The organism is Pseudomonas sp. UBA2684 (assembly GCA_002354655.1).
Taxonomy (GTDB): Bacteria; Pseudomonadota; Gammaproteobacteria; order Pseudomonadales; family Pseudomonadaceae; genus Aquipseudomonas.
Genome location: DELY01000034.1, coordinates 18,843 through 32,755, shown reverse-complemented (window position 1 = coordinate 32,755; position 13,913 = coordinate 18,843). Strand labels below are relative to the sequence as shown.

Here is a 13,913-nt window from a genome sequence, read left to right as displayed (position 1 = left end):
TGTGACAGCAAATAAGTGAAAACTGATCGTTTGGTTAGACCCATGGAATAGGGTCTCAGGGAGTGTGTGGTCATGCGCTTAGGGATGTTAGCGCTGCTGGCAGGTTTGCTTGTGCTGCGATTCTTGCCGACGCTGCCGCCTGTTTGGGTTCTGTATCTGCTGCCGGTAATGGGCTTGATGCTCCTGCCGTTTCGCAGCTATCCGCTGGCACTTTTCCTCTTCGGTTTCAGTTGGGCGTGCCTCAGTGCGCAGTCGGCGTTGGATGATCGTCTGGCGCCTGAGCTCGATGGCCGTACCTTGTGGTTGCAAGGTCGCGTGGTTGGCCTGCCAGAGGTCAGCGATGGCGTGGTGCGTTTTCAGGTGCAGCAGGCGCAGTCACGCCGCGCCGAGTTGCCGGCGCGGCTGCGTATCGCCTGGTATGGCGGTCCACACTTGCAGGCCGGCGAAGTCTGGCGCCTTGCGGTACGGTTGAAGCGTCCGCATGGCTTGGTCAATCCACAATCCTTCGATTACGAAGCCTGGCTGTTGGCGCAGCGCATCGGTGCCACCGGTACGGTGAAAAGCGGTCAGCGTGTGCAGGTCGCTCGGGGTTCGGGGGCCTGGCGCGATGCTCTGCGCCAACGCCTGCTCGCCAGTGATGCGCAGGGCCGCGAAGGGGCGCTGGCGGCCCTGGTGTTGGGCGATGGTTCGGGGCTGACAGTCGCCGACTGGCGAGTGTTACAAGATACCGGCACGGTGCATTTGCTGGTGATTTCCGGCCAGCATATCGGCCTGATGGCGGGTTTGCTCTATGGCTTGGTTGCCGGTCTGGCGCGCTTGGGCTGGTGGCCGCGGCGTTGGCCTTGGTTGCCTTGGGCCTGTGGCCTGGCGTTTGCCGGTGCGCTCGGCTACGGCTTGCTGGCGGGTTTCGAGGTGCCGGTGCGGCGGGCTTGTGTGATGGTCGGTCTGGTGTTGTTGTGGCGCTGGCGATTTCGTCATCTGGGTGCCTGGTTACCGTTGTTGGTGGCCTTGCTGGCGGTTTTGCTGGTGGAACCCTTGGCCAGTCTGCAGCCAGGCTTTTGGTTGTCCTTCGGTGCGGTGGCGGTGCTGATTCTGATTTTCAGTGGCCGTCTAGGCGCCTGGCGCTGGTGGCACACGCTGGGGCGGGCGCAGTGGGCGATGGCAATCGGCTTGCTGCCGTTGTTGTTGGCCTTGGGCTTGCCGGTCAGCGCGAGCGGCCCTCTGGCCAACTTGATTGCAGTGCCTTGGGTTGGCCTGGTTGTGGTGCCGCTGGCCTTGTTCGGCACGTTGTTGCTGCCGGTGCCAGTGGTTGGCGAGTCGCTGTTGTGGCTGGCCGGTGGGTTGCTCGATGTGTTGTTTGGCCTGTTGGCGCAGATTGCCACCTGGCTGCCGGCCTGGTTGCCCAGCGCATTGCCGTTATGGGCCTGGCTGCTGGTAACGCTCGGGGCTTTGTTACTGTTATTGCCGGCCGGCGTGCCGTTGCGCGGTTTGGGCTGGGTCATGCTGTTGCCGTTGTTGTACACCCCGGCAGAGCGGCCGCCGCAGGGCCAGGCCGAGGTCTGGATGCTGGATGTCGGGCAGGGCTTAGCGGTTTTGCTGCGTACCCGCGAGCATGCATTGCTGTATGACGCCGGGCCGCGGTTTGGCGATTTCGATGTCGGCGAGCGCATCGTGTTGCCTTCATTGCGGGCTCTGGATGTGCGCCGGCTCGATATGCTGCTGATCAGCCACGCCGATAACGACCATGCCGGTGGTGCGCCGGCGATTCAGCGGGGAATGCCCGTCGAGCAGGTTGTCAGCGGCGAGGTTGCCGAGTTACCTACCGTTCTACAGGCGCGTGAGTGTGTTTCAGGGCATCGCTGGCAGTGGGACGAAGTGCACTTGACCACCTGGCGCTGGGCGAAGGCCGGCGATGGCAACCAGGCCTCGTGTGTACTGCTGGTCGAGGCAGCTGGCGAGCGCCTGCTGTTGACCGGCGATATCGATAGCCGTGCCGAGCGGGCCTTGCTCGACAGCGGTCTGGATGTGCGTGCTGACTGGTTGTTGGCACCGCATCATGGCAGCCGCAGTTCGTCCTCCGAGGCCTTGCTGGAGGCTGTCGCCCCGCAAGCGGCGCTAATTTCACGCGGCCAGCACAATGCGTTCGGTCATCCGCATCCGGCGGTGGTTGCTCGCTACGAGGCGGTGTCCGCGCGGCTCTACGATACGGTCGAGCAGGGCGCGGTGCGGGTGCAATTAGGCGCCTTTACAGACGCGCACGGTTTGCGGCATCGCCCACGGTTCTGGCGGGAAAAATGAGAACCGCAGCGGTCGGCGAGGCATCGGCCCTATGCTAGAGTGGCGCCACTTTTGCGAAGGGGATTTGCCACCGTGTGGGAACTGGTCAAAGCTGGCGGCTGGATCATGCTGCCAATCATTCTGTGTTCTATCGCTGCGGCCGGCATCATTGCCGAGCGCCTCTGGACTCTGCGACCGAGCCGTGTCACGCCGCCTAATCTGCTTGGCCAGGTGTGGCGCTGGATCAAAGACAAACAGCTGAACAACCAGAAGCTCAAAGAGCTGCGCGGCAACTCGCCGCTGGGGCAGATTCTGGCGGCTGGTCTGGCCAACTCCAAGCATGGTCGCGAGATCATGAAAGAGTGCATCGAGGAGGCGGCGGCGCGGGTCATCCATGAGCTGGAACGCTACCTCAACGCACTCGGCACGATTGCCGGTATTGCGCCGCTGCTCGGCCTGCTTGGTACTGTGCTGGGCATGATCGAGATTTTCAGTTCCTTTATGGGCTCGGGCATGAGTAATGCCTCGCTGCTCGCCGGCGGTATCGCCAAGGCGCTGATCACCACCGCCGCCGGTTTGATGGTGGCGATCCCGGCGCTGTTCTTTCACCGTTACCTGCAACGCCGGGTCGATGAGCTGGTGGTCGGCATGGAACAGGAAGCGATCAAGCTGGTGGAAGTGGTGCAGGGTGACCGTGACGTCGATTTGAGCGAGGGCAAGGCGTGAAATTCCGGCGCAAACCGCGGGAGAACGTCGAAATCAACCTGGCCTCGTTGATCGACGTGGTGTTTATCCTGCTGCTGTTTTTCGTGGTCACTACTACCTTTACCCGTGAGACCCAGCTCAAGGTCGATCTGCCGGAAGCCGCCAGCGGCACGCCGCCGGAGCAGACCGAACTGAAACAGCTGGAAGTGTTGATTGCTGCCGATGGCAGTTACTCGCTGAACGCGCAGCCGCTGTTGAAAAGCGACCTCAATAGCCTGATGGCTGCGCTACAAAAGGAATCGGCGGGTGATAACAGCCTGCCGCTGACCATCAGCGCCGATGCCCAAACGCCACACCAAGCGGTGATTACGGCCATGGATGCCGCCGGCAAGCTGGGTTTTGCCCACCTGCGCATCACCACGGTCGAGGCGCAGGCGACGCCTTGAAGGTGGCTTGCTGATGGCACTTTCCGATCGTTTACTGGCTGCCTGGTACGCCGGGCATCCGGCACTGGCCTTACTGCGACCGCTGGAGCTGCTCTATCGACATGTGGTGCAGCGCAAGCGTGCGCGTTTCCTGGCCGGTGAGGGGCGCATCTACCGTGCGCCAGTGCCGGTGCTGGTGGTGGGTAACATCACCGTCGGCGGTACCGGTAAAACTCCACTGATTCTCTGGCTGATCGAGCATTGCCGTAGCCGTGGTCTCAAGGTTGGCGTGGTCAGTCGTGGCTATGCTGCCAAACCGGCACATTTCCCTTGGCGGGTGCGGGCCGATCAGTCGGCCAGCGTTGCTGGCGACGAGCCGCTGTTGATCGTCCAACGCAGTGGCGTGCCGCTCATGATCGATCCAGATCGTGGGCGTGCGGTGCAGGCTTTGTTGGCGGCAGAACCGTTGGACCTGATTCTCAGCGACGACGGCTTGCAGCATTACCGTCTGGCTCGCGACCTGGAGCTGGTGCTGATCGATGCGGCGCGCGGCCTGGGCAATCGCCGTTGCCTGCCGGCTGGGCCGCTGCGTGAGCCAGTCGAACGCCTGCACAGTGTCGACGCCTTGCTCTACAACGGTGCCGCCAGTGACCCAGAAGGCGGCTATGCCTTCAGTTTGCAGCCCCGTGCATTGGTCCATCTGCGCAGTGGCGAGCAGCGCCCACTGACGCATTTCCCGCCACAGCAGCGCCTGCATGCCGTGGCAGGCATTGGCAACCCGCAGCGTTTCTTCAGTACGCTCGAGACGCTACACTGGCGACCGATTCCGCATGCTTTTGCCGACCATGCGCCGTACAGCGCCGAGTTGCTGGATTTCAGCCCGGCTCTGCCTGTGCTGATGACGGAAAAGGATGCGGTGAAGTGCCGGGCCTTTGCCGCTGACGACTGGTGGTACTTGCCGGTGGATGCTCAGCCTTCTCCGGCGTTCGTCAACTGGTTCGACACGCAGCTGGCCCGCTTGCTGCCCCTGGCTCGGTAGTTGTTCAGCCAGCGGTTGCACGCCCGCTAACACACGCTTATCGATTGCCGCCGCTTTCTACCAAGGACTTCCCATGGACCCGAAACTACTCGATATCTTGGCTTGCCCACTGTGCAAGGGCCCGCTGAAGCTGGCTGCCGATAAAAGCGAGCTGATCTGCAAGGCCGATGCATTGGCTTTTCCGGTGCGCGATGGCATCCCCGTGATGCTGGAAAGCGAAGCCCGTACCCTGAACGTCGACGAACGCCTGGATAAGTAAATGAGCCGCGCTTTTACCGTTGTGATTCCGGCGCGTTACGCCTCCAGCCGGTTGCCCGGCAAGCCGCTGCAAGATATCGCTGGTAAGCCGATGATCCAGCATGTCTGGGAGCAAGCGTGCAAAAGCAGCGCGCAACAGGTGGTGGTGGCGACCGATGATGCGCGCATCGTCGAGGTGTGCCGCGGCTTTGGTGCCGAGGTGGTGTTGACCCGCGTCGAGCATAATTCCGGCACCGACCGTCTGGCCGAAGTGGCCACGGCCCTAGGCCTGACCAGCGACGCCATCGTGGTCAACGTGCAGGGCGATGAGCCGCTGATTCCACCACGCATCATCGACCAAGTGGCGGCCAACCTGGCGGCCAATCCGCAAGCGGCAATCGCCACCCTGGCCGAGCCGATCGAGGATGTGCAGGCGCTGTTCAACCCCAATGTGGTCAAGGTGGTCAGCGACAAGAGCGGCCTGGCCCTGACCTTCAGTCGTGCGCCGCTGGCCTGGGCCCGTGATGCCTTCGCCAAGAGCCGTGACGAGCTGCCCGCTGACGTGCCGTACCGTCGGCATATTGGCATCTACGCCTACCGCGCGGGGTTTCTCCACGACTTCGTCGCCTGGGGCCCGTGCTGGCTGGAAGACACCGAGTGCCTGGAGCAGCTACGCGCGCTCTGGCATGGCGTGCGTATCCATGTCGCCGATGCCCTGGAAGCGCCGCCGGCCGGGGTCGATACGCCAGAAGATCTGGAGCGCGTTCGGCGCCTGCTGGGGGCTTGATGCGTGTTCTGTTCGTTTGCCTGGGCAATATCTGCCGCTCGCCTACGGCCGAAGGCGTGTTGCGCCACAAGCTGCGTGCAGCCGGACTGGAAGGGCGGATCGAGGTCGGCTCGGCCGGCACCGGCGACTGGCACGTGGGCAAGGCGGCGGATATCCGTACTCGCCAGGCGGCGCAGCAGCGTGGCTATGATTTGTCTGCGCTACGCGGCCGGCAGGTCAAGGCCGCGGATTTTCACGCCTTTGACCTGATTCTGGCGATGGACAACAGCAACCTGCATGACCTGCAGCAGCTGCGCCCAAGCAATGCGTCGACCGAGCTGGATCTGTTTCTGCGCCGTTATCAGCTCGAACTGGACGAAGTGCCCGACCCTTATTACGGCGGCGAGGCCGGCTTTGAGCAGGTGCTGGATCTGCTTGAGCAGGCCTGCGATGCCCTGATGATTGAGCTCAAGGGGCGGCTATGAACCTGCATATTCAGACCCAGGTGTCGCTCAAACCCTACAACAGCTTTGCCGTCGAGGCCCAGGCCAGCCACTTTGCCGAGGCGCAGGATGATCAGCAGGTCGGGCAGGCGCTGGCTTACGCGACGGCGCAGCAACTGCCGCTGCTGTTGCTCGGCGGTGGCAGCAACCTGCTGCTAACCGCCGATGTCGCGGCCCTGGTGTTGCGCATGGCCAGTCGCGGCATTCGCGTGCTAAGCGATGATGGCGAGCGGGTTGTCATCGAGGCAGAGGCGGGTGAGCCGTGGCACCCGTTTGTGCAATGGACACTGGCGCAGGGCTTTGCCGGCCTGGAAAATCTCAGCCTGATTCCCGGTACCGTGGGCGCAGCCCCGGTGCAGAATATCGGCGCTTATGGCGTCGAGCTGAAGGATGTCTTCGCCGGGTTGACCGCGCTGGATCGGCAGAGTGGCGAGTTACGCGAGTTTTCCCTGGCGGACTGCGCCTTTGCCTACCGCGACAGCCTGTTCAAGCGCGAAGCCGGGCGCTGGGTGATTCTGCGGGTGCGTTTCGCCTTGAGCCGTACCGCGTCGCTGCACGTGGACTACGGCCCGGTTCGCCAGCGTTTGGCCGAGCAGGGCATTGCGCTGCCGACGGCTATGGATGTCAGTCAGGCGATCTGTGCGATTCGCAGTGAAAAACTGCCCGATCCGGCGGTGCTGGGCAATGCCGGGAGCTTTTTCAAGAACCCGCTGGTGTCTGCCGAGTTGGCGCAGCGTTTGCGCGGCGAGCATGCCGATCTGGTGGCGTATCCGCAGGCCGATGGCCGGGTGAAGCTGGCGGCCGGCTGGTTGATCGAGCGGGCTGGCTGGAAGGGCTTCCGTGATGGCGATGCGGGGGTGCACCGTCTGCAAGCCTTGGTGCTGGTCAACTATGGTCAGGCCACCGGGCAGCAATTATTGGCGCTGGCGCAACGTATCCAGGCCGATATTGCTCAGCGCTTTGCGGTCAGCTTGGAAGTCGAACCTAACGTACTTTAGCCGGAACTAAGTCGTGTAGCGTTCAGCATCATGAGTGCACAGAAATGAAAAGGGGATGCCGAAGCATCCCCTTTTTATTGCGCTGAGCGGCTTCAGACTTGCGGTTTTACCGCATGTTCATCCTGCTGCTGTTCAGTTTCGGCAGTGCTTTCGCTAGCCGGTGTGCTTTCTGGCTCGCCGGCCTCAACCGCTGGCGCTTGTTGCGCTTCGTCGATTTCGGCGCGGACAACGGCTGGTTCTGCGTCCGCTTCTTGTGCAGCGGCCTCGACGTGAGGTGCTTCGACTGCTTCACGGGCCAGGCGCTCGGCTTCGCGCTGACGGCGACGCACTTCGCGAGGATCGTTTGGCGCGCGGCCATTGCTACCGACTGCGGGCGCTTCTTCCGGCGCGGCAAGCACTTCTACCACCGGCTCGGCGACTGCGCTGTCAATAACCGCTTCAGGCTGCTCTTCGCTGGCGACAGCGACAGGTGCTTCGACAGTAACCGGCACGGTTTCAGTTGCGACGGGGGCGCTGACTTCGGCAACCATGACTTCGCTGACTTCGCTGACTTCGCTGACTTCGCTGACTTCGCTGACTTCGGCGGCTTCTGCAACAGGGCTGCTCGGCTCAACGACTGGTGCTGGTACAACGACTGGCGCCGCAGCTTCCTGAGCAGGCTGCTCGGTCACGGCAGGTTCAGTGCTGGCCAGTTCGGCGGCAACAGTTGCGGCCACGACCAGCGTCGATGCTGTTTCGGCATTGTCTTCAGCGGTTTCTTCGCCTTCGATCAGGTTGCCGTTGGCATCGCGCTGACGTTCACGACGATTGCTGCGACGACGCTGACCGCGCGAGCGGCGGCGAGGACGATCACCGCCTTCGCCACCATCCTGCTCATCGTCTTGCAGCTGCTCTTCGCTATTCAGCACTTCTTCATCGGCTGGCGCCGCCTGTTCGGTGCGCGGCTGACGCTCTTCGCGCGGCGGGCGCGGTTGACGCGGCTCGCGTTGCGGACGCTCAGCCCGAACTTCTTCAGTGCCAGTCGCGCCAGTGCTGCTTTCCGGGGTGTCCAGCGGCTCACGCAGTTCGCGCGGCGCGCGCTCTTCACGCGGCTTGCGCTCGCGAGGTTGGCGCTCTTCACGCGGAGGGCGGGACTGACGCACCTCTTGCGGTTCACGCACTTCAACGGCATCGCGTGGAGTGCGTTCTTCACGCGGTGCACGTTCCTCACGGGCGGCACGCGGCTGACGCTCTTCGCGCGGCGCACGTTCTTCACGAGGTGCACGCTCTTCGCGTGGCTTGCGCTCTTCGTCGCGACGACCGCCGCGGCTGCGGTTCTGCTGGCGACCGTTACGACGCTCATCGCTACGCTGCGGGCGTTCGCTGGCTTTCTTCTCGATGACGGCAGGTTTTTCTTCTTCCTTGCCGGCAAACAGGCTGACCAGCGACTTGACCAGGCCTTTGAACAGGCTTGGTTCGGCTGTTGCGACGGGCGTAGCGACTACTGTTTCTGGCAGCGGCGCTGCACGTTGTGGCGCAGCTTTGATCGCAGCTTCCTGGCGAACCAGGGTGCGCGTGGCGCTGGCCTGCTTCTCTTCTTCGACCTCTGCCGTGGCCATTTCGTAGCTGGTTTGCGTGCTCTGTGCTTCCGGGCTGTCGTCACGGATGCGCTGTACTTCGAAGTGCGGCGTTTCCAGGTGATCGTTCGGCAGGATGACAATGCGTGCACGGGTACGCAGTTCGATCTTGGTGATCGAGTTGCGTTTTTCGTTGAGCAGGAAGGCGGCGACCGGGATTGGTACCTGGGCGCGGACTTCGGCGGTGCGGTCTTTCAGGGCTTCTTCTTCGATCAGGCGCAGGATCGCCAACGACAGCGATTCGACGTCACGGATGATGCCTTGACCGTTGCAGCGCGGGCAGACGATACCGCTGGTTTCGCCAAGCGACGGGCGCAGACGCTGACGCGACATTTCCAGCAGGCCGAAACGCGAGATGCGGCCGACTTGCACGCGGGCGCGGTCGGCTTCCAGGGCTTCGCGGACTTTTTCTTCCACGGCACGCTGGTTCTTCGCCGGCGTCATGTCGATGAAGTCGATGACGATAAGGCCGCCGATGTCGCGCAGGCGCAACTGGCGGGCGATCTCTTCAGCGGCTTCGAGGTTGGTCTGCAGTGCAGTTTCCTCGATATCGCTGCCTTTGGTCGCGCGTGCCGAGTTGATGTCGATAGACACCAGGGCTTCGGTTGGGTCGATGAAGATGGAGCCGCCAGACGGCAATTTCACTTCGCGCTGGAATGCGGTTTCGATCTGGCTTTCGATCTGGAAGCGGTTGAACAGCGGCACGCTGTCTTCGTACAGCTTGATCTTGCTGGCGTACTGCGGCATCACCTGATTGATGAAGCTCAGGGCTTCCTGCTGTGCTTCAACGCTGTCGACCAGTACTTCGCCGATATCCTGACGCAGGTAGTCACGGATGGCGCGGATGATCACGTTGCTTTCCTGGTAAATCAGGAAAGGCGCGGCGCGGTCCAGCGAGGCTTCTTTGATGGCGCTCCACAGTTGCAGCAGGTAATCGAGGTCCCACTGCATTTCTTCGCTGGAGCGACCGAGGCCGGCGGTGCGCACGATCAGGCCCATGTCGACCGGTGCGTCGAGGCCGTTCAGTGCTTCGCGCAGTTCGTTACGCTCTTCACCTTCGATGCGTCGCGAGATACCGCCGGCGCGCGGGTTGTTCGGCATCAGTACCAGGTAGCGGCCAGCCAGGCTGATAAAGGTGGTGAGGGCTGCGCCCTTGTTGCCACGCTCTTCTTTTTCGACCTGGACGATGACTTCCTGGCCTTCCTTGAGCACGTCTTTGATATTGACGCGGCCTTCGGGGGCCTTACTGAAGTATTCGCGGGAAATTTCTTTGAGCGGGAGGAAACCGTGACGTTCGGAGCCGAAGTCGACGAAGGCGGCTTCGAGGCTCGGTTCAACGCGAGTAATGCGACCTTTATAGATGTTGGCCTTTTTTTGCTCGCGAGCGCCCGATTCAATGTCCAGATCGTACAGGCGTTGGCCGTCGACCAGAGCAACACGCAACTCTTCGGGTTGAGTTGCGTTAATCAGCATTCTTTTCATGTAGTACCGTCGGTTTCCGGTGCTGACGGAAACGGCGTTCGGCACACACGACTCTCAGGGTCGGTGTCAGGCGCGTCAGAAACGGTCGTAAATCGTTTCATTGTCAAGCGACAGTCAGCCAGTTGGGCTGGGTCGCGACAGACGTCTCCTGCTTGCTGTATGTGACAGAAAGCACTAATCAGGAGGAGGAATCAGCTGCTGGTAGCGGACGAGATGAAGCGTCTTCGATAAAGCTAATTGCTACGCAGACCGGCAGTTGTACATCTCCACCCTACACGTATCGCTGAAAATCGGGTGCCGCTCGCAGAATCCGTAGCGGGTTGGCATTTACCGCGGCCGTCCAGTGGGGATGGTCGCGCATCATGGCTAAGGCTTTATTTCCGAGTTATTCGCGGCCTTTGCGGCGAAAGTCCCGTCGGACGGCCTCACGTCCTGAAAGGGTTGCGTTGGTTGGGGATGGCAGTTTTGGCGATCATCCGCAAACCAGGCCGCTTTTGGCGGCGTTCGCGACTATAGCAGTAATGATTAAGTGCTTCAATTCCATAAAAAATTGTTATGATTGCGCGATGACAAATCCTGCCTCTCCAACCTCCGGCGTTCAGCTGCTCGAGGTTGCGCCGGAACTCGCCGGCCAACGTATCGATAACTTTCTGCGCACTCAGCTCAAGGGTGTGCCCAAGACATTGATTTACCGCATCCTGCGTAAAGGCGAGGTGCGCGTGAACAAGGGGCGTATCAAGCCGGAATATAAGTTGCAGGCGGGCGATATCATTCGCGTGCCGCCTTTGCGGCTGGCTGAGCGCGATGAGCCGGAGCCGCTGGCTCAGGGGTTGTTGCAGCGCTTGGAGGCGGCAATCGTTTACGAAGACAAAGCGCTGATCGTCCTGAATAAGCCGGTTGGCATCGCAGTGCATGGTGGCAGCGGCTTGAATTACGGGGTGATCGAGGCGTTTCGGCAGCTGCGGCCGGATGCCAAGGACCTGGAGTTAGTGCATCGCCTCGATCGCGATACTTCGGGGCTGTTGATGATTGCCAAAAAGCGCAGCATGTTGCGGCATCTGCACGAGGCTTTGCGCGGCGATGGCGTGGATAAGCGTTATATGGCCTTGGTGCGCGGCCATTGGGCGACGGCCAAGAAGCAGGTCAATGCGCCTTTGCTGAAGAGCAATCTGCGTTCCGGGGAGCGCATGGTCGAGGTCAATCCCGAGGGTAAAGAGGCGTTGACCGTGTTTCGCGTGCTACGCCGTTTCGGCGAGTTTGCCACCTTAGTCGAGGCTAAGCCGGTAACCGGGCGGACACATCAGATTCGTGTGCACAGCAAGCATGCCGGGCATTGCATTGCTGGCGACAGCAAGTACGGCGATGACGACTTCACCCGTGAAGTTCGTGAGTTGGGCGGCAAGCGCTTGTTTTTACATGCTTACGAGTTGGTCGTGCCGCTGCCCGATGGCGGCCAGCTGAAGCTTGAGGCGCCTGTCGACGAGATGTGGGCGCGCACGTTGGAGCGCTTGGGTGCGTGACTATCGGCTGCTGATTTTCGATTGGGATGGCACGCTGGTCGATTCGATCGGTCGTATTGTCACGGCCATGCACCGTGCCGCCGATGCGTGCGAGTTGGTGCGACGCAGCGACACGCAGGTCAAGGGTATTATCGGTCTCGGTTTGCCAGAGGCGATCCGCAGCTTGTACCCGGAGCTCGTCGAGGCGGCACGCGTCGAGCGCTTCCGGCGCTGTTATAGCGAGCAGTACCTCGCGCTTGAAGCGCAGCCTTCGGCGTTGTTTCCTTGTGTGGCTGAGGCGTTGTCGGCTTTTCGTGCGGCCGGCTACCGTTTGGCTGTGGCGACAGGTAAAAGCCGGCATGGCTTGCGGCGGGTGCTGGAAGCTCGCGGCTGGCTGGAGTATTTCGATGCCACGCGGTGTGCCGATGAAACGGCGAGCAAGCCGAGCCCGTTGATGCTGGAAGAAATTCTGGCGCAGTGCGGTGTTGCGCCACGGCAGGCGTTGATGGTGGGTGACTCGTCATTTGATTTGCAGATGGCGCAGCGTGCCGGTATCGACTCTGTGGCAGTGGGTTATGGTGCGCAACCTTTGCTGGCCTTGCGCGCTTACAATCCGGTATTGGCAGTGGAGCATTTCACGGAATTGCGTACCTGGCTTGAGCGGTGCGCGGATGAGCAACGAGTTGAGGTGGATGATTATGTCGGATGAATGGAAGGCCTCGGCTGCCGATCAGGGCGATGACAAAAGTTGGAAATTGCTGGAAAAGACCCTGCTGGCCGGTGTGCAGGAGCAGCGCAGGGCGCGTCGCTGGGGGATTTTCTTCAAGTCGCTGACGTTTCTTTATCTGTTCGGTGCGTTGGCGCTGTTTGCGCCGCTGCTCAATTTGCAGAAGGGTTCGGCCAGTAGTTCCAGTCATACCGCGTTGATCGAGGTGCGCGGGATGATTGCCGATCAGGAGTCCGCCAGTGCCGATAATATTGTCGGCAGCCTGCGCGCGGCTTTTGAAGATGCCAACACCAAGGGTGTGATTTTGCGTATCAATAGCCCGGGTGGTAGTCCGGTGCAGTCGGGCTATATCTATGACGAGATTCGTCGTCTGCGTGCGGAGTATCCGGCGATCAAGCTGTATGCCGTGATTAGCGATCTGGGGGCGTCGGGTGCCTACTACATTGCCAGTGCAGCCGATGAGATTTATGCCGACAAGGCCAGCTTGGTGGGCTCCATCGGCGTAACGGCGGCTGGTTTCGGGTTTGTCGGGGTGATGGAGAAGTTGGGGGTCGATCGTCGCGTGTACACGTCGGGCGAGCACAAGGCATTTCTCGATCCGTTCCAGCCGCCTAAGGAAGAAGAGGCGCTGTTCTGGAAAAGTGTACTGGAGACCACTCACCGGCAGTTTATCGAGAGCGTCAAGCAGGGGCGTGGTGAGCGTTTGAAGTCGGCCGAGCATCCGGAGCTGTTTTCTGGTCTGGTCTGGTCGGGCGAGCAAGCGTTGCGGTTGGGGTTGATCGATGCGCTGGGTAATACCAGTTATGTTGCGCGTGAAGTGATCGGCGAAAAAGAGCTGGTTGACTTCACTGTGCAGGAAACGCCGTTTGACCGCTTTGCGAAAAGGCTCGGTGCCAGCGTTGCCGAGCACCTGGCCTTGTGGATGGGGTTTCAGGGGCCTGTATTGCGTTAGGTCTTACCGCGTGGCGCACAAGCCCGGCCCTGCGGCCGGGCTTTTTGTTTTTGCGGGGCTGCTTTAGGGGATTTCCACGCCTGCGTTATGCAACATGTCTACCAGGCGGATCAGTGGTAGGCCGATTAGGCTGCTGGCGTCGGCGCCTTGTGTGCTGCGGAATAAGCTGACGCCGAGGCCTTCGGCTTTGAAGCTTCCAGCGCAGTCGTACGGTTGCTCTGCGTGCAGGTAGCGGGTTATTTGCGCCTCGCTCAGCGGGCGAAAATGTACCGTAAATGAAATGCAATCGACCTGGCAGTGGTGGTTCTCGCTATTGAGTAGCGCTAGGCCGGTCAAGAAAATAACGCTTTTGCCGCTGGCGGCAAGCAACTGATCGCGGGCGCGCTCAAAGGTGTGGGGCTTGCCAAGAATCTGGCCGTCAAGCACGGCAACTTGATCGGAGCCGATAATCAGATGCCGTGGATGGCTGTTTTGCAGTGCCTGTGCCTTTTCCCGAGCCAGGCGCTGGACCAGCGTTGCGGCGTCCTCGTCCGGATGGCGGGTTTCGTCGATGGCTGGCGTGCTACAACTGAATGGGCGTTGCAGGCGGGCCAGCAGTTCGCGTCGGTAAGGTGAGCTGGATGCGAGTACCAATGGCAGCATGTGTTTCTTCCTTACGGTTCAGGCGGCGATTCTAGCGGTCGTCCT

The 13,913-nt window shown here is 61.3% G+C and carries 13 protein-coding genes; 11 read left to right on the top strand and 2 right to left on the bottom strand.

What is annotated here, in order from left to right; translation table 11 throughout:
• Positions 1-84 precede the first annotated feature (84 nt).
• From B3M58_RS11140 to murB, 8 genes are all read left to right on the top strand, one after another.
• Positions 85-2,298 carry a DNA internalization-related competence protein ComEC/Rec2 gene (locus B3M58_RS11140; protein WP_296219247.1) on the top strand — a complete coding sequence of 738 codons (2,214 nt, stop codon included), beginning with the start codon at positions 85-87 and terminating at the stop codon, positions 2,296-2,298.
• A gap of 72 nt (positions 2,299-2,370) precedes the next feature.
• The gene (locus tag B3M58_RS11135) at positions 2,371-3,003 is read left to right on the top strand and encodes a MotA/TolQ/ExbB proton channel family protein (protein WP_296219147.1); all 633 of its coding nucleotides are present in this window, start codon (positions 2,371-2,373) and stop codon (positions 3,001-3,003) included.
• Positions 3,000-3,428, top strand: a complete 429-nt coding sequence (locus B3M58_RS11130) for an ExbD/TolR family protein (RefSeq protein ID WP_296219146.1) — start codon at positions 3,000-3,002, stop codon at positions 3,426-3,428. The genes B3M58_RS11135 and B3M58_RS11130 overlap by 4 nt, the downstream gene beginning before the upstream one ends.
• 13 nt (positions 3,429-3,441) lie before the next feature.
• A complete protein-coding gene (gene lpxK / locus B3M58_RS11125; RefSeq protein ID WP_296219144.1) occupies positions 3,442-4,446 on the top strand; it encodes a tetraacyldisaccharide 4'-kinase in 1,005 nt (334 codons plus the stop codon).
• A 73-nt stretch (positions 4,447-4,519) separates the two neighbouring features.
• A complete protein-coding gene (locus tag B3M58_RS11120) occupies positions 4,520-4,705 on the top strand; it encodes a Trm112 family protein (RefSeq protein ID WP_090442371.1) in 186 nt (61 codons plus the stop codon).
• Positions 4,706-5,470: a 3-deoxy-manno-octulosonate cytidylyltransferase gene (kdsB, locus tag B3M58_RS11115; RefSeq protein ID WP_296219142.1), complete on the top strand. Its 765-nt coding sequence runs from the start codon at positions 4,706-4,708 to the stop codon at positions 5,468-5,470.
• On the top strand, positions 5,470-5,934 hold the full coding sequence (locus B3M58_RS11110; protein WP_296219140.1) for a low molecular weight protein-tyrosine-phosphatase: 465 nt from the start codon (positions 5,470-5,472) through the stop codon (positions 5,932-5,934). Before kdsB ends, B3M58_RS11110 begins: the two co-directional genes overlap by 1 nt.
• On the top strand, positions 5,931-6,950 hold the full coding sequence (murB, locus tag B3M58_RS11105) for a UDP-N-acetylmuramate dehydrogenase (protein ID WP_296219138.1): 1,020 nt from the start codon (positions 5,931-5,933) through the stop codon (positions 6,948-6,950). Before B3M58_RS11110 ends, murB begins: the two co-directional genes overlap by 4 nt.
• 92 nt (positions 6,951-7,042) lie before the next feature.
• Here murB and rne read toward each other — a convergent pair whose 3' ends face one another.
• The gene (rne, locus tag B3M58_RS11100) at positions 7,043-10,048 is read right to left on the bottom strand and encodes a ribonuclease E (RefSeq protein ID WP_296219137.1); all 3,006 of its coding nucleotides are present in this window, start codon (positions 10,046-10,048) and stop codon (positions 7,043-7,045) included.
• A gap of 566 nt (positions 10,049-10,614) precedes the next feature.
• On the opposite strand from rne, the gene rluC reads away from it, so the two are divergent.
• Genes rluC through B3M58_RS11085 form a run of 3 tightly spaced genes read left to right on the top strand, consistent with a single transcriptional unit; the run spans position 10,615 to position 13,226 of the window.
• Positions 10,615-11,568 (top strand): 23S rRNA pseudouridine(955/2504/2580) synthase RluC, encoded by a 954-nt coding sequence (gene rluC, locus B3M58_RS11095; RefSeq protein WP_296219245.1) that lies wholly within the window; start codon positions 10,615-10,617, stop codon positions 11,566-11,568.
• Positions 11,561-12,256, top strand: a complete 696-nt coding sequence (locus B3M58_RS11090) for an HAD-IA family hydrolase (RefSeq protein WP_296219136.1) — start codon at positions 11,561-11,563, stop codon at positions 12,254-12,256. Before rluC ends, B3M58_RS11090 begins: the two co-directional genes overlap by 8 nt.
• On the top strand, positions 12,246-13,226 hold the full coding sequence (locus B3M58_RS11085) for a S49 family peptidase (protein ID WP_296219133.1): 981 nt from the start codon (positions 12,246-12,248) through the stop codon (positions 13,224-13,226). Before B3M58_RS11090 ends, B3M58_RS11085 begins: the two co-directional genes overlap by 11 nt.
• Positions 13,227-13,289: 63 nt before the next feature.
• Here B3M58_RS11085 and B3M58_RS11080 read toward each other — a convergent pair whose 3' ends face one another.
• Positions 13,290-13,868 carry a Maf family protein gene (locus B3M58_RS11080; RefSeq protein ID WP_296219131.1) on the bottom strand — a complete coding sequence of 193 codons (579 nt, stop codon included), beginning with the start codon at positions 13,866-13,868 and terminating at the stop codon, positions 13,290-13,292.
• Between the last annotated feature and the right edge of the window lie 45 nt (positions 13,869-13,913).

Coding starts and splice junctions, on each gene's coding strand:
- B3M58_RS11140 (WP_296219247.1), top strand. CDS start 85: ATGTTAGCGCTGCTGGCAGGTTTGCTTGTGCTGCGATTCTTGCCGACG.
- lpxK (WP_296219144.1), top strand. CDS start 3,442: ATGGCACTTTCCGATCGTTTACTGGCTGCCTGGTACGCCGGGCATCCG.
- B3M58_RS11120 (WP_090442371.1), top strand. CDS start 4,520: ATGGACCCGAAACTACTCGATATCTTGGCTTGCCCACTGTGCAAGGGC.
- kdsB (WP_296219142.1), top strand. CDS start 4,706: ATGAGCCGCGCTTTTACCGTTGTGATTCCGGCGCGTTACGCCTCCAGC.
- B3M58_RS11110 (WP_296219140.1), top strand. CDS start 5,470: ATGCGTGTTCTGTTCGTTTGCCTGGGCAATATCTGCCGCTCGCCTACG.
- murB (WP_296219138.1), top strand. CDS start 5,931: ATGAACCTGCATATTCAGACCCAGGTGTCGCTCAAACCCTACAACAGC.
- rne (WP_296219137.1), bottom strand. CDS start 10,048: ATGAAAAGAATGCTGATTAACGCAACTCAACCCGAAGAGTTGCGTGTT.
- rluC (WP_296219245.1), top strand. CDS start 10,615: ATGACAAATCCTGCCTCTCCAACCTCCGGCGTTCAGCTGCTCGAGGTT.
- B3M58_RS11085 (WP_296219133.1), top strand. CDS start 12,246: ATGTCGGATGAATGGAAGGCCTCGGCTGCCGATCAGGGCGATGACAAA.
- B3M58_RS11080 (WP_296219131.1), bottom strand. CDS start 13,868: ATGCTGCCATTGGTACTCGCATCCAGCTCACCTTACCGACGCGAACTG.